The organism is Candidatus Sericytochromatia bacterium (assembly GCA_035285325.1).
In the GTDB taxonomy this organism is placed as follows: Bacteria; Cyanobacteriota; Sericytochromatia; order S15B-MN24; family JAQBPE01; genus JAYKJB01.
The window spans coordinates 38,480-56,106 of sequence record JAYKJB010000001.1 but is presented as its reverse complement, the minus strand read 5'-3'; the positions used below and the strand labels follow the sequence as shown (position 1 = coordinate 56,106).

General features: G+C 65.2%; 16 protein-coding genes and 1 pseudogene. 14 read left to right on the top strand and 3 right to left on the bottom strand.

All coding sequences use genetic code 11. The features are described from left to right. The first annotated feature begins 542 nt into the window (after nt 1-542). The 11 genes from VKP62_00240 to VKP62_00190 all read left to right on the top strand — a co-directional run bounded on the left by VKP62_00240 (nt 543) and on the right by VKP62_00190 (nt 12,436). Nucleotides 543-1,703, top strand: a complete 1,161-nt coding sequence (locus tag VKP62_00240; GenBank protein MEB3195608.1) for a glycosyltransferase family 4 protein — start codon at nt 543-545, stop codon at nt 1,701-1,703. Nucleotides 1,704-1,818: 115 nt separating this feature from the next. Next, the gene (gene gap / locus VKP62_00235; GenBank protein ID MEB3195607.1) at nt 1,819-2,841 is read left to right on the top strand and encodes a type I glyceraldehyde-3-phosphate dehydrogenase; all 1,023 of its coding nucleotides are present in this window, start codon (nt 1,819-1,821) and stop codon (nt 2,839-2,841) included. Between the two features lie 83 nt (nt 2,842-2,924). Continuing rightward, the gene (locus VKP62_00230; GenBank protein ID MEB3195606.1) at nt 2,925-4,121 is read left to right on the top strand and encodes a phosphoglycerate kinase; all 1,197 of its coding nucleotides are present in this window, start codon (nt 2,925-2,927) and stop codon (nt 4,119-4,121) included. A gap of 12 nt (nt 4,122-4,133) precedes the next feature. Continuing rightward, complete coding sequence (tpiA, locus tag VKP62_00225; GenBank protein ID MEB3195605.1) at nt 4,134-4,913, top strand: triose-phosphate isomerase; 780 nt, start codon at nt 4,134-4,136, stop codon at nt 4,911-4,913. Nucleotides 4,914-4,973: 60 nt separating this feature from the next. After that, on the top strand, nt 4,974-6,485 hold the full coding sequence (gpmI, locus tag VKP62_00220) for a 2,3-bisphosphoglycerate-independent phosphoglycerate mutase (GenBank protein MEB3195604.1): 1,512 nt from the start codon (nt 4,974-4,976) through the stop codon (nt 6,483-6,485). A gap of 164 nt (nt 6,486-6,649) precedes the next feature. After that, nucleotides 6,650-7,603: a GGDEF domain-containing protein gene (locus tag VKP62_00215; GenBank protein MEB3195603.1), complete on the top strand. Its 954-nt coding sequence runs from the start codon at nt 6,650-6,652 to the stop codon at nt 7,601-7,603. A gap of 68 nt (nt 7,604-7,671) precedes the next feature. Continuing rightward, the gene (locus VKP62_00210) at nt 7,672-8,622 is read left to right on the top strand and encodes a hypothetical protein (GenBank protein ID MEB3195602.1); all 951 of its coding nucleotides are present in this window, start codon (nt 7,672-7,674) and stop codon (nt 8,620-8,622) included. A 132-nt stretch (nt 8,623-8,754) separates the two neighbouring features. Further along, nucleotides 8,755-9,747: a regulatory iron-sulfur-containing complex subunit RicT gene (gene ricT, locus VKP62_00205; GenBank protein MEB3195601.1), complete on the top strand. Its 993-nt coding sequence runs from the start codon at nt 8,755-8,757 to the stop codon at nt 9,745-9,747. A gap of 43 nt (nt 9,748-9,790) precedes the next feature. Further along, entirely contained in the window at nt 9,791-11,083 is a 1,293-nt protein-coding gene (locus VKP62_00200) for a sugar ABC transporter substrate-binding protein (protein MEB3195600.1), read from the top strand. Further along, on the top strand, nt 11,056-12,003 hold the full coding sequence (locus VKP62_00195; protein ID MEB3195599.1) for a sugar ABC transporter permease: 948 nt from the start codon (nt 11,056-11,058) through the stop codon (nt 12,001-12,003). Before VKP62_00200 ends, VKP62_00195 begins: the two co-directional genes overlap by 28 nt. A 13-nt stretch (nt 12,004-12,016) precedes the next feature. Beyond that, nucleotides 12,017-12,436: a cytochrome c gene (locus VKP62_00190; protein ID MEB3195598.1), complete on the top strand. Its 420-nt coding sequence runs from the start codon at nt 12,017-12,019 to the stop codon at nt 12,434-12,436. 283 nt (nt 12,437-12,719) lie between these two features. On the opposite strand, the pseudogene moaC reads toward VKP62_00190, so the two are convergent. From moaC to VKP62_00175, 3 genes and pseudogenes are all read right to left on the bottom strand, one after another. Further along, a pseudogene (moaC, locus tag VKP62_00185) lies at nt 12,720-13,187 on the bottom strand (cyclic pyranopterin monophosphate synthase MoaC). Nucleotides 13,188-13,310: 123 nt separating this feature from the next. Further along, nucleotides 13,311-14,306: a GTP 3',8-cyclase MoaA gene (gene moaA / locus VKP62_00180; GenBank protein ID MEB3195597.1), complete on the bottom strand. Its 996-nt coding sequence runs from the start codon at nt 14,304-14,306 to the stop codon at nt 13,311-13,313. A 123-nt stretch (nt 14,307-14,429) separates the two neighbouring features. Then, nucleotides 14,430-15,173 (bottom strand): hypothetical protein, encoded by a 744-nt coding sequence (locus VKP62_00175; GenBank protein ID MEB3195596.1) that lies wholly within the window; start codon nt 15,171-15,173, stop codon nt 14,430-14,432. 149 nt (nt 15,174-15,322) lie between these two features. Between VKP62_00175 and VKP62_00170 the strand changes: the two genes are divergently transcribed. Genes VKP62_00170 through VKP62_00160 form a run of 3 tightly spaced genes read left to right on the top strand, consistent with a single transcriptional unit; the run spans nt 15,323 to nt 17,615 of the window. Further along, nucleotides 15,323-15,907 (top strand): hypothetical protein, encoded by a 585-nt coding sequence (locus VKP62_00170; GenBank protein ID MEB3195595.1) that lies wholly within the window; start codon nt 15,323-15,325, stop codon nt 15,905-15,907. After that, nucleotides 15,904-17,022, top strand: coding sequence for a hypothetical protein (locus tag VKP62_00165; protein ID MEB3195594.1), 1,119 nt, complete (start codon nt 15,904-15,906; stop codon nt 17,020-17,022). Before VKP62_00170 ends, VKP62_00165 begins: the two co-directional genes overlap by 4 nt. Then, nucleotides 17,019-17,615, top strand: coding sequence for a hypothetical protein (locus VKP62_00160; protein MEB3195593.1), 597 nt, complete (start codon nt 17,019-17,021; stop codon nt 17,613-17,615). The genes VKP62_00165 and VKP62_00160 overlap by 4 nt, the downstream gene beginning before the upstream one ends. Nucleotides 17,616-17,627 lie beyond the last annotated feature (12 nt).

The following is a 17,627-nucleotide window of genomic DNA, read 5'->3' as shown; positions in this document are numbered from 1 at the left end:
CGGTTCGGTCCTCCTACCTGGGTGGCACCCCGACGCACACACACCCGGCGTGGGTCTACCCAAGGGTTGTATAGGAGGCAGTTCACAGTCTCTGAACGGAACCGCGTTATGCCTGCTTTAAGTTTGCAGAAATTTTACTTAAATGAGGCGCCCTGGAGCCCGCTGAAAAGCTGTTCCAGAGCGGAACGTCAGGGCAAAAAGAAGGGCGCGAAGGAGGAAAAGAGCATGGCCAGCACCACACATACACCGATCGCAGCCGCCAACACGTCCCGCGCGCGCATCGGTCGGCGCACGGGCCGCTCTGCCGGTACACCACCGTGGCTGGTCGCCTGTGATCTGGATGGGGAGCGAGCCGTTCGATTGCGTGAACTCATCGGCTTGATCGTAACATGGTGTCGGCCCAGGGAGGGCACATCGCGAGGCTCCAATCGGTTCAACCCGCATCGCAGGCTTTGGCCGTTGCGCCTCGCGCGACCCGGCGGCCGTCGCCTCACTGAACGATGGGTTTCGCACTCGGCATCGTGCCTGGCTATAATGGCCCCATGGCGCTCGACATCGCTCTGACCGTCGGTAGTTTCGACCAACGCGGCGGAATCGAACGCGTCACTGTCGACATGGCCCACGCCTATGCCCGCCTGGGGCACCGGGTGACCGTCTATGCGACGTCCTGGGACCCCCGTTACGCCGAGCGTTTCCATTTCGTTCGACTGCACGCCCCCCATCGTCCGGCCTGGCTCAGAACGGCATTTTTACCGCTCTCAGCTTCCGCGCGCCTTGCCCGCCACGACATCATTCACGTGCAGGGCACCAGTGCCTGGCAAGGTGACCTGCTCACCTTTCACTCGGTGCACGCCGCCTGGTGCGAGCAATCGATTCAATCGGACGGCGCCCTTTCCGTCCATGGACTGGCCAAGCGCCTCCACCCCTTTCATCGCTTGACGATTGCGATGGAAAAACGCCAGGTCAAGACCTGGCAAGGCCTGCTGCACGCCTGTTCAGGGGAGGTCGCTGAGGAACTGGCCCATCACTATCAGGCCCCCAGCGGACGCGTTTTCGCCCAACCCTGGGGCGTTGACACCACCTTGTTCCGGCCGGACCCCGAGGCGCGCGCGCGTCAGAGAAGGGCCTGGGGTGTACCGGAGGATACGCCCGTCCTGCTGCTGGCCGCGAATGAATTTGCGCGCAAGGGACTGGCCACCATCCTGGAAGCGCTCCCCGCGGTTCAACCTCATCAACCGTGGCTGCTGGTGGCGGGACGGGATGACCCTGAGCCGTATCGCGCCCGCATCCAGGCTCTGGGGCTCGACGCCCGCGTGCGTTTTCTCGGTAGCGTGGCCCCCGAAACGCTCTACCCCGCGGCTGACGCTTTCGTCATGCCCTCCAGCTACGAAGGCTGGGGCCTCGTGGTGGCAGAGGCCCTGGCCTGTGGCGTGCCGGTGCTGGCCTCACGATTCCCTGCCAGCACCGCGCTGATCCAGCCGGCCCAGAACGGCTTCCTCCTGAACAGCCCCCGCGATGCCACGGAGCTCGCTGGACGCCTCAATACCCTGCTGACGCCTGACTGCCTGGCCCACCTCCGGGACCAAGCCAGAGCCAGCGTGATGCACCTCGATTGGCTGCGGGTGGGGGAACGGCTGGTTGAGCTGGGGCAGCGAGGCGCCCAGCTCCGAAAGGCGGGAGGCCGCATGATGAGCCAACCTTGACCCTTGCCCCCTCGGGACGGTACAGTGGGCGCGCTTCGGGTCACCGTTCGTGCGACCGCCCCCTGTCGCGGTCGGCGTGAACCGTGCCCCATCGATTCGAGGAGGGACTTGCAAGATGGCCACTCAAGTGGGAATCAACGGCTTCGGCCGGATCGGGCGTCAGGTGCTTCGGGCAGCGCTGAAAGAGAATGCGCCCCTGACGTTCGTGGGAATCAACGACCTGACGGACGCCGCCACGCTCGCGCACCTGTTCAAGCACGACACCATTCACGGCACCTATCCGGGTGACGTGCGCACCGATGGTAACGCGATCGTGATCGATGGCAAGCGAATCCCCATCAGCGCGGAGAAAGATCCCGCTGCGCTTCCCTGGAAAGAACTCGGGGCCGAAGTGGTGGTGGAATCCACCGGCCGTTTCACCAAGCGCTCGGATTGTCAGAAGCACCTGGACGCCGGTGCGAAAAAGGTCATCATCTCTGCGCCTGCCACCGATGAAGACCTGACGGTGGTCCTCGGCGTCAATGAGGATGCCTATGACCCGAGCCAGCACCACATCCTGTCCAACGCCTCCTGCACCACCAACTGCCTCGCGCCGGTGGCCAAGGTGTTGCACGAGCAGTTCGGCATCATCAACGGGCTGATGACCACGGTTCACTCCTACACGAACGACCAGGTCATTCTGGACCTGCCCCACAAGGATCTGCGCCGCGCCCGTGCCGCCGCGGAGAGCATCATTCCCACCACCACCGGTGCTGCCAAGGCCGTTGCGCTGGTGCTGCCGGAGTTGAAGGGCAAGCTGAATGGCTTCGCCATGCGGGTACCGACCCCGAACGTGTCCGTGGTCGACCTGGTGGTGAACGTGTCCCGCGACGTGACAGTGGACGAGGTGAACGCCGCCCTGTCTGGCGCGGCCGATCAGGGCCGCATGACCGGCATCCTGAAATACACCACCGAGCCGCTGGTCAGCCGGGACTACATCGGCTGCGCCTACTCGTCGATCGTGGACGCGCCCCTGACGATGGTCATGGACAAGCGCGTGGTCAAGGTGATCGCCTGGTACGACAACGAGTGGGGTTATTCCAACCGCGTCGTCGACCTGGCGGCCTATGTTGGTCAGCGTCTGAAGGCGACCGTCTGAACCATCCGATGCCCGGAGCGCGCCTGCGCTCCGGGCTTTCCCCTTCATATCCCTTATAAGGAGGCCCCATGACTGCCACGGTGCTGCAGAAACGCTCGATTTCCGATTGGAGCGACGCCGACCTGCGAGGCAAGCGCGTTCTGGTCCGCGAAGACCTCAATGTTCCGCTGGATGGTGAGCGGATCACGGACGACACCCGCATCCGCGCGGCGGTCCCCACCTTGCAGGCACTGCGGGAGAAGGGAGCCCGTGTGATTGTCGTCTCGCACCTGGGCCGCCCCAAGGGCGTCACTGAAGCCCTGCGGCTCGACACCGTCGCCGCTCGTCTGGCGGAATGCCTGGGAACCCCCGTTTTGAAGGCCGCCGACACGATCGGACCAGACGCCCAGGCCAAGGTCGCAGCCAGTCAGCCTGGAGACGTGATCCTGTTGGAAAACGTGCGTTTTCACCCGGAAGAAGAGAAGAATGATCCCGCGTTTGCCCGAGCCCTGGCGGACCTGGCCGACTTCTATGTGAACGATGCCTTTGGAACGGCCCACCGAGCGCACGCGAGCACGGCGGGTGTGGCCGCTCACCTGCCCGCCGCGGCGGGCTTGTTGATGCAGAAGGAGATCGAGATCATGGGCCAGGCGCTCAGTGCGCCCAAACGCCCCTTGGTCGCCATTATCGGGGGTTCCAAAGTCAGTACGAAGATCGGGGTGCTCGATCATCTGGTCGGCAAGGTCGATGCCCTGGTGGTCGGGGGGGCCATGGCCTTCACCTTCCTGCGGGCGCAAGGCCACGCCACCGGCAAGAGCCTGGTGGAGGAGGACCAACTCGCCGTGGCGACGCGCGTCCTAGACCTCGCCGAGCGGATGAAAACGACCCTGATTCTGCCCTCGGATGTGGTGCTCGCGCCAGATATCGCAGCCCCTGCAGCCAGCGCCACGGTCGAGGTGACCGCCATTCCCGCCGACCAGATCGGCGTGGACGTAGGCCCCAAAACGCTGGGTCGCATCGCTGAAGTGCTGGCCGGAGCAGAGACGATCATCTGGAACGGTCCGATGGGCGTGTTCGAGAACCCGGCTTTCGCGGTGGGCACCGAGGCCGTCGCGCGTCAGTGCGCCGCGGCGACCGAGAGAGGCGCCATCACGATCGTCGGCGGAGGCGACTCGGTCGCAGCCGTGGAAGGCTTGGGCCTGGCGGACCGCTTGACCCACGTCTCCACCGGCGGTGGCGCGAGCCTCGAGTTCTTGGAAGGCAAGGTCCTCCCGGGCGTGGCTGCCCTCAACGACCGTTAGGAGGTGCTGCCCATGTCTTCCCCTCGTCGCCCCGTCATTGCGGGCAACTGGAAAATGCACAAGACCATGGCGGAAGCGCGGGACCTGAGCCGCGCCCTGTTGGCTCAGCTCGGGCCCGCCGAACTGGCCGCGGAGGTGGTACTCTGTCCACCTTTCACCGCGCTTGCGGCCGTATCCGAGTCAATTCGCGGCACGGCCTTGCGCCTCGGCGCCCAGAACATGCACTGGCAAACGCACGGAGCCTTCACAGGTGAGATTGCACCAGCCATGCTGGTGGAACTCGGGGTCTCTCACGTGATTCTGGGGCATTCCGAACGCCGTCAGTATTTCGCGGAGACAGATGACACCGTCGCTCGAAAAGTCGAATCCGCCCTGGCTCATCAACTCATCCCGATCGTGTGCGTGGGCGAAACGCTCACGGAACGCGAGGGCGGCCTGACCGATAACGTTGTCATCGTCCAGGTTCAGCGTGCCCTGCAGGGCCGCACGGCGGAGGAGGTCGCTGGACTCGTCTTTGCTTACGAACCAGTCTGGGCGATTGGTACGGGCAAGACCTGCGAGGCAGGGGAGGCCAACCGGGTCTGCGGCATCATCCGCGACACGGTGGGGCGTCTGTTCACCCCGGCGGCCGCCGCCGCCGTCCGCGTGCAGTACGGCGGCAGCGTCAAGGCTGAAACGATTGCAGAGCAGATGGCGCAGCCCCACATCGACGGCGCTCTGGTGGGGGGGGCCAGTCTGGAGGCCAGCTCGTTTGCGGCGATCGCCCGGCTCGGCCTCATTCCTACCCACTGAGGCGGCCATCCCGCGCCCCCCACGCCCCGTCTTGAACGCCTGAAAGCGAAATGACCTGCCATGACCCGACCCGTCGCCCTGATCATCTGTGACGGATGGGGGATCAACCCCCGTCGAGAAGCCAACGCCATCGCAATGGCCAGAACCCCGCACTTTGACGCGCTCAGCCAGCGCTGGCCCCACACCCAGCTGTTTACCTCTGGGCTGGCGGTCGGCCTTCCCGAGGGGCAAATGGGCAACTCGGAAGTGGGCCACATGAACATGGGGGCAGGCCGCATCGTCTACCAGGAACTGACGCGCATCGACGAGGAGATCCGACAGGGTCGACTCCAGGGCAATCCCGCCCTGGTGGCCGCCATGGACGAAGCCAAACAAACCAGTGGGCGGTTGCACCTGATGGGGTTGCTCTCCGACGGGGGCGTCCACAGCAGCATCCAGCACCTGTTTGCCCTGCTGCGGATGGCCAAGGACCGAGGGGTTCCCCACACTTACATTCACGCGTTTCTGGATGGTCGGGACGTCTCCCCTCGCAGCGCGCTGGGCTTCCTGTCTCAAACCGAGGCCATGCTGCAGGAACTGGGATACGGCCGGATCGCCACCGTCTCCGGTCGATACTACGCCATGGATCGTGACCAGAACTGGGAACGCATTGAGCGGGCCTACAGGGCCTTGGTGGAGGCGCGCGGGGAATCCGCCCCCTCCGCCCGGGAAGCGGTGGAGCGAAGCTACGCCGCGGATGTCTCGGACGAATTCCTGGTCCCCTGCGTGGTTGACGCGGCCGGACGGATGCAGAGCGGCGATCGCGTGATCTTCTTCAATTTCCGACCAGACCGCGCCCGCCAGATCTCCCGCGCGCTGACTCAGGCAGACTTCCCGCACTTCGAGCGCCCGGACTGGCCCAGCCTGCATCAGACCTGTTTGACGCAGTACGACGCCAAACTGCCCTTGCCGGTGGCCTACACGCCGCAGCAGTTGAGCGACAACCTGTCACAGGTGCTGGCAGAGCGAGGCCTCAGGCAATACCACACCGCAGAAACGGAAAAGTACGCCCACGTGACCTTCTTCTTCAACTGCGGAAGGGAGGCCCCCTACGAGGGGGAAGAGCGCATGCTGATCCCCTCGCCGAAAGTGGCCACCTACGATCTGCAGCCCGAAATGGCCGCTCCGGCGGTGGCCCAGGCGGCGTGCGCGGCATTGGATGGAGGCCACACAGACTTTCTGGTGATGAATTTCGCCAATGCCGACATGGTCGGACACACGGGCAACATGGCGGCGACCCTTCAGGCCATCGAGGCCGTCGATGCCGCGGTGGGCCGGGTGGTGCAAAGCGTGCTGGCCCAGGGGGGAATCGCCCTGGTGACGGCGGACCACGGCAATGCCGAACAGATGATCGACTATGAGACCCGGCAACCGCACACCGCTCACACCACCAACCCTGTGCCCCTCTACATGGCGGGTTCGGAGCGCCGGCTGCGGGAGGGGGGGGTGCTTGCCGACGTGGCCCCGACCATCCTGGACCTGCTCGAGCAGAGCGTTCCAGGCGCCATGACGGCACGTAGCTTGCTGGCGTAAACAGCGCCTGGAGGCAGCATCGGCCTCATTCTCGGTCAGGTTTAGTCGATTCTTAACACGCACTCTGTAACTTTTGCTCGTTTTTGGGTTCAATAGGGGGGTACCCCCAGGCGGTTGCCGTCGCATCACAGACAGGCACCTGGAGGACGCCACTGGAGGCAATCATGGAAACCAAGACCACACTGTCGACAGCGCAAGCCCAAGCGCTCGTTCAATTCGCCACCCAACTCAACCTGACGGTTTCCTGGGAATACAACCACCAAAACATCAAGCAGCTGGTCGGGAAATACCTCAAGGAGGTCGACCTGGCGGTGTGGTGGCCCCAACCCGAAGGTTTCGTCCCGCTTTCGGACGGTGCGGAGCAGCGCTTCGGTGCCTTCGTGGAAGCCAATCAGCTCGAAGTGGTTCAGCAGGAGGCGGCCCTGCGGGAACTGCCCAACGTTCCGGGCGGCTGGATGACCGCCATCGTGTCCAACCGTCAAACCTTTGGCGTGGCCTTCGCGGCCAGCCCCTCGGACGAACTCAGCGAGGCGGTCCTCAAGACCGTGTTGCCACAGCTCGGGCTGTCCAGGCTGGCCACCGCCTTGACCGATGAGGTGGCCAAGCGCACCTCGACCGACAAGGTGACGGGCCTGTGGAACCGTCAATACTTCAACGAACGCTTCCGGGAGGAGTGCGAGCGCCTGGTGCGCTCGAAGGAGACGGGCTCCGTGGCCATCATCGGCCTGGATAACTTCGGGGCCCTGTCCCGCACCATGTCCTCCGATGAAGTGACGCAGTTGTTCACCCTGGTGGGCCAGACGGTCCGCAACGTGATCCGCCAGACGGACTGGGCCGTGCGTTGGGACACCAACGAACTGCTGTTCTACTTCCCGTCCACGCCCGCGGAGGCGTCCTTGGAGGTCCTGAAGCGGTTCGGTAAGCGCCTGGTGTCTTCGCACGCCATTCTGGAGCCCTTGGTGGGGCTGTCCAGTACGGTGGAAACCACCTCGCCGCGCGCCTTGATCCAGCTGGCCACGCGCCGGCTTGACCTGGCCCGCAAGGATGGCCACCGTCGCGTGATCTGTTACGCGACGCCGGCCCACGGGCTTCAATTCTGGCGTGGAGAAGAAAAATAGCCGACTCCGAAGGGAACGAGGTCACAGGCCTGCGCGGCCTGCTCGGACAACCGCTGGCTCGCCAGCGGTTGTTTGCCGCATTGGAGCATCCCTCCCACGCCTATTTGCTGGCAGGCCCCGCTCACACCGGCAAGCGCACCGCCGCCAGGGCCTTTGCTCAGGCCCTGTTGTGCGATACCCCTGAACGGACTGGCGAGGGCCCGGATGCCTGCGGCGCGTGTCGCGCCTGTCGGCTGATTGCCGCGGGAAGCCATCCGGACGTGCGGGAATGGGACGTTCCGGAAGGGGAAAAAACCTTCAAGGTGGATCAGGTGCGCGAGTTGATCGCGGCAGTATCGTGCAAGCCCTTCTCCGCGAAGCGCCAGGTCCACATTCTGGCGGCCCTGGACGCCATCCATCCCACAGGGGCCAACGCCCTGTTGAAAACCCTGGAAGAACCACCGCTGACCAGTCTTCTGATCCTGCTGAGCGCCGATCTGGACGGCCTTTTGCCGACCTTGCGCTCGCGCTGTCAGATCGTGCGATTCGGCCTCACACCGCCGGAGCAACTGGTGGCCCTGCTGCGGGAACGCGGCGCCGAGGACGTCACCCGCGCGAGGACGGTGGCCCTGAACTCGGAGGGCCGCATCGGCTTGGCGCTGACCAGGCTCTCCGAGTCGCCCAACCCTGTGCTCCCCTCCGCTCCCTGGCCAGAAGCGCATCTTTCCGGCTACATGACCTGGGCCGACGCCCTGGCCGCGCGCCCCCCCGAGGAGCAAACGGCGGCGCTCGATTCCCTGCTGGGTCAATTGCGAGACCTGGCCTTGCTGGCGGCCCAACCGGACATCAGCGCTGAACGACTGCGCGCGAGCGACGCGCGCGAAAGCCTGCGTCATCAGGCCGCCAGCGCGCCAGTCACCACCTGGCTGCAAATGGCGCAGGAGGTCGAACAAGCACGTGAGGCCCTGCGGCGCCATGCGAATGCCCGGCTGGTCTTCGATGCGCTGGGACAACGCCTGCTGGCCCAGCCCCCCGTGTAACCTCGCCGCTTTCGGGGAATGCCATGGGCAGATTGGCCCTGCTCGTCGGGCCGTTTTTGATAGGTTATCCGTTTCCACCGTTTGCCACTTACTCGGCTTGTCCAACAGGCCGTCATCAGAATCGAGGGACCCTTGGCCCGACTGGCCATCCGGTTTCGGCCGGGTGACATCCGGCTGCTGGAGCACGCTCCGGAGGGACTGCTCCCCCGCACGCCCGTAGTGTTCGAACTGGACGGGGGGCTGGATTGCCGCCCCCTCTCGGTCATGGCCAACCCGGTCGTGGCCGCGCACGGCTCCTTGGGCGCAGCACGATTCGTGAGGGTCGCCACCGAGGCCGACCTGGTGCAACTGGAGTCAAAAACCACGGAAGAGGTCAAAGCGCGGGGAGTCTGCCTCACCAAGATTGCCCAACACGCCCTGCCGATGAAGCTGGTCGACGCCCTGTACACGTTGGACTTCAGTCGCCTGACCTTTCTCTACACCTCCGAAGGCCGCGTCGACTTCCGCGACCTGTTGCGCGACCTGACGGGCACGTTCCGACGGACCCGCATCTTGCTCAAACAGATCGGGGTCCGCGACGAGGCCCGCCATCTCTCCGGCGTTGGCCCCTGCGGCAAGGAACTTTGCTGTTCCACGTTCATCCGAGAATTCGCCCCGATCAACATCAAGCTGGCCAAGGACCAGGACATGTCGCTCAATCCGGCCAAGCTCTCTGGAGCCTGCGGACGCTTGAAGTGTTGCCTGAGCTACGAGGTGGAGGCCTATCGGGCCGCCAAGAAGCAATTGCCGCGCCAGGGAGCACGCGTGCTTACCGGCGGCGGGGAAGGACGCGTGCTTGAAGTGCAAGCGGCCCACGAGCGAGCCCTGGTGGAACTCTCCGATGGAACGGTGGTGGCACTCGCCCCGCACGAGATGAACGTGCTGGCCCCGGCACATCCCGGTGACTCGGCGCCAGCGCCCACCTCGGGTTCAGATGAACTCCGGCCGGCGGCAGCGCCAAACGCACCTTCGGCTCCCCCAGTCCCCCCTCGGAATGTGGGACCGACGCGCGAACGGGTGATCCCCGAAGCGTCGCCGCGGGCGTCTCGTAACGACCCTCATCACCCCTCATCGACCAGTTCCTGATCGCCTCAACCCACGCATCGACGCGTGATATACTGGCGTCGACATGCGCCACGTCTTCGTTGAAACCGGCCGTTGCCTCGCACGCCGAATCACCACCCTGCTCCTGGCCGGTGCGCTCTTGCTGGCGGGATGCGGTCGTTCGGACGGTGAACGAACGGTCGAAATCAAGTTCTGGACCATGCAGTTGAAGCCCACCTTCGAGGATTACGTGGGGGGCTTGATCAAGGCGTGGGAATCGAACCACCCCGGGGTCCGCGTGAAATGGGTCGACCTGCCAGCCAACGAAATCGAGAACAAGACGCTGACCGCCACCGCCAGTGGCCGCGCCCCCGACCTGGTGAATCTGAACCCGATGTTTGCCAACAAACTCGCGTCGGCCCGGGCCCTCGTGCCCTTGAACCTGCCGAAAGCGACCCTCGACGCCTATTTTCCGGCCGCCCTGGAGGCCAACACCGTCGCGGGGCGTTTGATCGGGCTCCCCTGGTATCTATCGACCTCGATCACGCTCTACAACGCTGACTTGTGGAAATCAGCCGGTTTGGAGACCGGTTCATGGCCGACCACCTACCGAGAGCTGGCAGCCGCCGCTCGCACCATCAAGCAGAAGACCGGCCACTACGGATTTCTGCCGGCCTTCGGCGACCGTGGCAAATGTCTGGATCTGTTCGCCGCCGACCACGTGCCGTTGTTGACGCCGGACGGCAAACACGCAGCCTTTGCTGGCCCTGAGGGTATCCAAACCCTGAGCTTCTGGGCGAGTTTGTTCCACGACGGGGTGCTGCCGCAGGAAGCACTGACACAACCCCATCGTGAGGGCATCGATCGCTTCCAGGCCGGACAAATTGCAGCCTTGCCGGCCGGTCCCCAGTTCTTGAAGATGGTCCGCCAGAACGCCCCCGAGCTGTATCAGCGCATTGGCCTGGGGCCGCAGGTAGGAGGCGCAGACGGTCGCGTCGGCATGCAGGTGATGAATTTGGTAATCCCCTCTGCCAGCCAACATACGGACCTGGCCATCGACCTGGCGCTGCATGTGACTTCGGGAGCCAGCCAGCTGGCATTCTGTCGCATCGTCCCGATCCTGCCTTCCATTCAGGTCGCCTCCCGCGACCCCTTTTTCCAGGCACCGCAGGAAGCGCCCCTGGAGGACCGGGCCCGTGCCCTGGCGGCCGCGCAACTTCAGCGCGCCACCCTGCTGGTCCCGCCGCTCTATCGCCAGGCAGAACTGGCCAAATCCCTCGACAACGCCCTGCAGCGGGCCGTCTTGAAACAACAGACGCCCCAGCAAGCCCTCGAACAGGCAGCCGACGAATGGTCTCAGATTCTGGCATCCTCGTAAATTCCGCGCCGCCAACCCCCGGGTCGCCCCACGCCCCGGGGCGCACCGCGCTGCGGGTGGCTGCGCCGTACCTGTTTTTGCTGCCTGCAGCCGTCGTCCTGGTCACCTTCCTGTTCGCGCCGCTGGCCTACGCGGGATGGCTGAGTTTCACAAACTTCAACGCGCTGGTGCCGCCGGACTGGGTGGGAGGTGCGAATTATGCGCGACTCGTTTCGGATCCGGTCTTCTGGAAGACCCTGCGCAACACGGTGATCTACCTCGCGGGCGTGGTGCCGGCCTTGGTTCTGCTGCCCTTGCTGCTGGCCGTGCTGGTCAACCACTCGCTGCCCGGCGTGACGTTTTTTCGAGCGGCGTACTATCTGCCCGTGGTCATTTCCATGGTCGTGGCCGGCTTGATGTGGAAGTGGATCTTTGCCGAAAATGGGCTGCTTAACTATCTCCTGGGCCTGGTCATCCCCTGGTTGGCAGCCCATCCGGTCGCCTGGTTGTCCCGCCCGGAAACCGCCCTTGCGGCCGTGATGGTCGTGACCGTCTGGAAGGGCCTGGGCTACTATATGGTGATCTACCTGGCCGGCCTCCAAACCATCCCTTCTGACATTTACGAGTCGGCGGCGATCGATGGGGCCAGTCGCTGGCAGACGCTGTGGCGGTTGACCGTGCCGATGCTCTGGCCGTCCATCACCTTCGTGGCGATCGTGTCGAGCATTTCGGCCTTGAAGACCTTCACGGAGATCTATGTGATGACCGACGGGGGCCCCCTGAATGCCAGTACGACCGTCGTTTATTATCTGTACCAGCAAAGCTTCCAGAACCTGAACATGGGCTATGCCAACGCCATCGGGATGGTCTTGTTCGTTCTGATCCTGGCGTTCTCCATCCTGAACGTGCGTGCCTTCGAGCGGGGGCAGGCGCCTGCTTGAGGCCCGTTTTCCCATGTCCAACGCACCCAAGTGGTCTCCCTCTCTGATGCCCTGGTTGCTGGCAGCGAGCTTGTTGCTCCTCGGTGCCGGCTGTGACCGTCTCAGTCGCCAGACCAGCCAAGAGTCCGCCGGAGCAGACCAGGGAGCCAGCCCCGGCGCCCCCCAGGTGGCGAGCCTCGCCGCGAGCCCGTCGCCCCCCGCCGGCGCGCCGGATGGGGCCGTGCTGTTCAAGACCCATTGCCAGGCCTGTCACGGAGAGGCGGGGACGGGCGGAATGGGCCCTGCGCTGGCAGCGGCGGCCCAGCGTGGGGAGGGGCATGTTCGCACCATGATCGCCAATGGCAGCCCCGATCGCGGTATGCCCCCTTTTGCGGCAGCGCTGACTCCCGGTGAGGTGGACGCCATCGTCCAGCACGTGGGGGCGTTCAAGTAACGGCGTCCAGGAAATCTCCGGCACGCAGCACGCCCGCATCGTTCACCTCAGCCAACCAGCCGTTGGCTCGCGCATAGCGAACCTCCATTTTCAGAGGGCCCGCTTCCAGACACGCCCCGGGCGCGAGTGTCTCCAGGTCCGAGGTATTGAGCCAGATGGCCGGTTGATCCGGATGAGGTTCCCCCGCTTGCGGCATCAGTTGAACCTGCGCCTCGCGCGCCAGAGACAGGACCCTTACCTCCCCAGCTGGCTCAGCCAGGGCCACCACCTGAGCCCTGAAGTGTCTGAAACTTCCGCGTTTCCCACCCTCTTTGGCGGCCAGCCAGGCCGGTCCGATCACCATGCCCGGATCAAGTCCCTTGGCCATGTCGTAGATCGTCAACGCGGCAGCTGATACGGCCGTGAGCGCCTCCATCTCGACACCCGTGGGCCCCTGCGCCTGCACGCGTGCCTCGATCTCCACCTGGGCCAGGGCCTCATTGAGACGAAAGTGCAAGTCAGCACCGGCCAGCGCCAAGGGATGACACAGCGGAATCCAGTCCCCGGTGCGCTTGGCAGCCATGATGCCCGCCAGTTGAGCGGTCGCGAGCACGTCCCCTTTGGAGATGGTCCCCTCCCGAATGGCATTCAAGGTCGCCGGGGCCATGCGCACCGAGCCGCGCGCGATCGCCATGCGCGAGGTCGACGGCTTGCCCGTGACATCCACCATGCGGGGGCGCCCCTCGGCGTTCAAGTGGGTAAAGCCTGACATCCTGACCTCCACCCTGAATCGCGGGCAGTCAAGGCCGCCCGGCGTTTCTGCTAGCTCGTCCGACCCTTCAGGCCAGCCGCCGTCTCACGGAAATCCCCGCGGCGAATGGCCTCCAGCAGGAACCTACCCACCGATCTGGGACATGGTACGCCCGCGCCCTGAAATCCCCTGGCCATCGAAGTGACGCTGCGGTTTGCGCTGCAGGTCCAGGGCGATCGCCTCCCGGATATCGGCCCAGGCCCCCCCGGAGCGGAGCAGGGCGCGCAGGTCGAGTTCGTGGTCCGACAGCAGGCAGTGTCGAAAACGACCATCCGCGGTCAGGCGAACCCGGTTACACGACGCGCAGAAATCGTGACTCATCTGGCTGATGAACCCCACGCTCCCCAGGGCACCCTGTACCTGCCAGTACCGAGCCGGGCCATTGCCGGCAAAATCGCGCTGAGCGAGGGGCTCCAGGCGATGCCGCTCAGCGATGCGAGCTTGCATGTCAGCGGAAGAGACGTAGCCGAGGTGCTGGAATCGGGCGTAGTCTCCGACCGGCATGAACTCGATGAAACGCACGTGCCAGGGGCGCTGCAAGGTCAACGCCACGAAGTCGACCAGTTCGTCTTCATTGAAGCCCCGCATCACCACACAATTCAGCTTGAGGGGCGCGAAACCCAGACGCTCCGACGTTTCCAGACCTTCCCAGACGCGCTGGAAGTCTCCCCCCCTGGTCATCTCCCGGAAACGCTCCGGGCGCAGCGTATCCAGCGAAATGTTGAGGCGCGTCACGCCCGCCACCTGCAAGTCACGCGCCAGCGTCGTCAGCAGCGCACCATTGGTGGTCAAGGCCAGATCACGAATCTCCGGCAGTGCCGCCAGGCGTGCCGCCAGGCCGGGCAGGCCCGGGCGCACCAGGGGTTCACCACCGGTCAGACGCAGCTTGGTGATGCCGAGGGGAACGGCCACTTCGCGGACAAAGGCCACGATCTCATCGAAGCTGAGCAGCTCCTCGCGAGGGGCAAACGCCATCCCCTCGGCCGGCATGCAATACTGGCAGCGCATGTTGCAGCGGTCCGTCACCGAAATGCGGAGATAGTCGATCCGACGGTCGAACGCGTCGTGCAAGAGCGCCATCGTGTTTCCCTCTGCCCCAGTGTAACGCAAGCCCAGGGTGACAGCGCCAGCGAGAGGCCATCGCGATGCCTTCAAGACCGACTAGCCGCGATCACCCTGCCCCGGTGGTCTGAGCGACCGCTTTCAGAGCCAGCGCCAGGTTTTCAAGATGGCTGTGACGTCCCGCTCGATGGCCCCAGCCTCAGGGGTGCGTTTGTCCCATTCACTGACGATGCGCCAGTAACGACTCCGATAGATGAAGCCCCGTTCGATCACGTAACGCTTGCCCTCGGCGCCGTCGCGATTGCTGTTGATCTGAAAACCACGCACCTCATCGAGCGTCAGCGCCGCCTGGGCGAGATAGCCATCCCCGGCCAGCCCGCGGGCCTCCGCTTGACGGCTTTCCAGGCGCGTATCGCCCGCCTCCTCGACGGCCACGCGCAGGCCACCGACCCCAGCACCGGGCACCAGTTGCAGGGCAATCGGCTCGGTTTGCTTGAGGGCGACCCGCCAGGGATGCGGCACGCGCACCAGAAAGGCATCGAATTCCAGGACTTGGGGCTCCGGCGTGGGGGTGGGCGTGGGACTGGGACTGGGCGAGGGCGTCGATGCCGGGGGCGGCGTCCGCGCGATCGGCGCACCACCGGAGGTGGGATTGCCCCCAACCAGCACGGGGCCCGTGATCACCGGCGGAGGGGTCACGACCCAGGGGACCGAGTTGAACAGCACCGGAACCCCAGGTGGGCCCTCGGTGGGGCCCACCCCCGCGTGGGGCACGGGCGAGCTGGAACCGCCCGGCGCCACCCCGGCGGGGGGAGGCAGGTGGTCGCAAGCGACGAGACTGGCCAGCGCCAGCCATCCCGCCACACGTTGAGTCCATTGCGTCATATGCGCATTATAACCGCCCCATCCCCTCCGGCGCGGCCCCGCAACACCCGGTTGAGGGAAAACAAGGCCTGAGGCTGACGTGGCGGTGGCTGGCGGGTACAAGGAATGAGAGAGCCAGTGCTTCCCTCTCGCTTCGGGTCTCTTCATCGATGCGTCCCACCTCTTACTTTCTGGCCCTGACCCTGATCACGCCGCTGGTTGCTTGCAGCCCACCCGACAGCGCGGCGGCCCCGGCTTTGGCCCGGGCGCAAGGCCGATTGGCCTGGCCCTCGGCTGGCCCGCGCTATCCTCTCCAGCAGGTTCCCGAGTCCCTCCGGCCCTTCTCGAAAGCATTTCTCCATCACCTTGAACTGTACGTCCGTCGGCGCGACAAGCCCACGCAACCGGATGTGCTGCTCGGCGTGCTGGAGCCCGGGCAATTCGACCGGCCCATCTGGGTCGACGGCTTGACCCCCCAGGCTCCCTATCGCGTCCTCGCCAAGGCCTACCAGGCTTGGGACGCGAGCCGAAGCACCGAATTGGTGGAGGCTCAGGTCGACGCGTCCAGCATCACCGACTTCATCGCTGGCCCCCCCGACAGTGTGACCGACCTGGATGCCCTGGGGGGCATCCGGGTCGTCCTGGCGGAACGCTCCTTTGTGGCGCAGGCCACGGGAAGCCTGGCCATCACCTGGGGCCGTTTCGACGATCCGCCTGCCGCAGAGACCCTGCGCCAATGGGAATGGCCCCGATGAGGCGCGCGGGAAGCCTAGCCGTTCACTGGAACGAGTTGGCCCGCCGAAGCGTGGTGGTGGCCGCATCCTGGGCCTGTGGAGCCTGTCACCCTGTCGGTCCCGGCTCGCCGGAGCCCCGCTCGTTCCCGCTTGATGCCACGCAAGGCCTGCAACGGCTGCGATTGCAAGGCCAGGTGCTCCACCAGGGGCAAGCCGTGCGAGGGGCTCAGTTACAGGCGTTCGATCTCGCCACCGAACGCGTGGTGCCTGTGATGGCGATGGAGACCACGACGTGGTTCACCGACGACCAGGGCCGCTTCAGTCTGGAATTGCTGACACGCTCCCCCCATCAGGTGTTCAAACTGATGGCCGTGGGGGAGGGGCGCGCCTATGTGACCCTCTGTGATGGACGAGGCCAGTCGCTGAGCAGCGATGTGGCGACGAGGAACGCCCGTTTCCAGCTGGCCCAATGGCCCCTTGCTGCCCCCGTGCGCCTGACGCCAGCCAGCACGCTGCTGGCTCAGGTCTTGGAGGGCCCTCTGCAACTGCAGTTCCGTCTGCCGGACACCCAGCGGGATGTCGCCGTGGCGCAAAGTCTGGACGCCACCCGGCTTCTCGTTGACCAGCTAGAAGTTGGCCTGGGCGCCAATCCGATGCTGGCCGAACGACTCGTGCGCAATGTCGACACCCAGGGACGGGCGCGAACGCGGGAAACCTTGGTGGCGCCCTTGGTGTCGTTGGATCTGCTGACCGCGGTGAATGACCTGACGAACCTCGTGGTGCGAACCTTCAACCGGCAAACCGACCCTTTCGTCCCCCAGGTTTCCCGGGAAGCTGGATTGGCGCCATTGTCGCCGGAGGCCTTTCCCCTGGGAACCTTCAACCTGTCAGAGGATGGAAACTTCAGCTACGTGGACGCGAACGGCCAGGCCATCGATGGCGTGTTGACGCTCGAGGCCCTCAGCGAGGAGCCCCTCCCCTCCTCCGCGCCCCCCAGCGGGCCGACGGGAGCCCTCGCGTCTCCGGAGCCGGCTCCTGGCTTCATTCCGGGCAGTGAAAGCTTTGCCTCCGCCACTCTGGCCATTCAGGATGGTTCCTTGCGCAATCCGACAGCCAGTGAGGGTGTGACGCCGTGAACGCGCGTGCCTCCCACATCGTCACGGCAGGATTCGTCGTTTTCGCCGGATGGCTGCTCACCGCCTGCGACCAGGCCCCGGCTGTCACGAGCGAACCGGGCCTGGTCGCGAAGGGTCGCATTGCGCTCACCGCGACGAGGGCCCCACTGGCACGGGGATTTCGTCTGCAGACCCTGCGCAGCCGTAACGATGAGGCCGCCCTGCTGGCCGGCGAGATCCACGTCTTTCTGCGGCGCCTCGGCGATCCCCCGCCCGGGAGCTTGCTGGCGGTGCTGCCTGGAAGCCGCCGGGATTTGACCCTGTATCGGCTGCAGAAGGACCAGACCTACGAGGCGCTGCTGCGGGCCTCCAAGCCCGACCCGGAGCAGCCGGGGGGCTTGCTGCCGATGTCGGACGATGCCAGCTCGACCGTTCGCTTCGACACCCTGCCGAGCGGGGGCAGCTATGCCACCACCCGCGAGGTCACCTTTCAACTCAAGCTGAGCGACCAGGTATTTTTGGGCATCGCCAGTGGCACGGCCCATATCACTCAGGGCGAAATCGACGATACACTGGAGTTCGAGACCCTTGCCACCTTCTTCCCCCGGTTGTGAATCCCGCCTTCC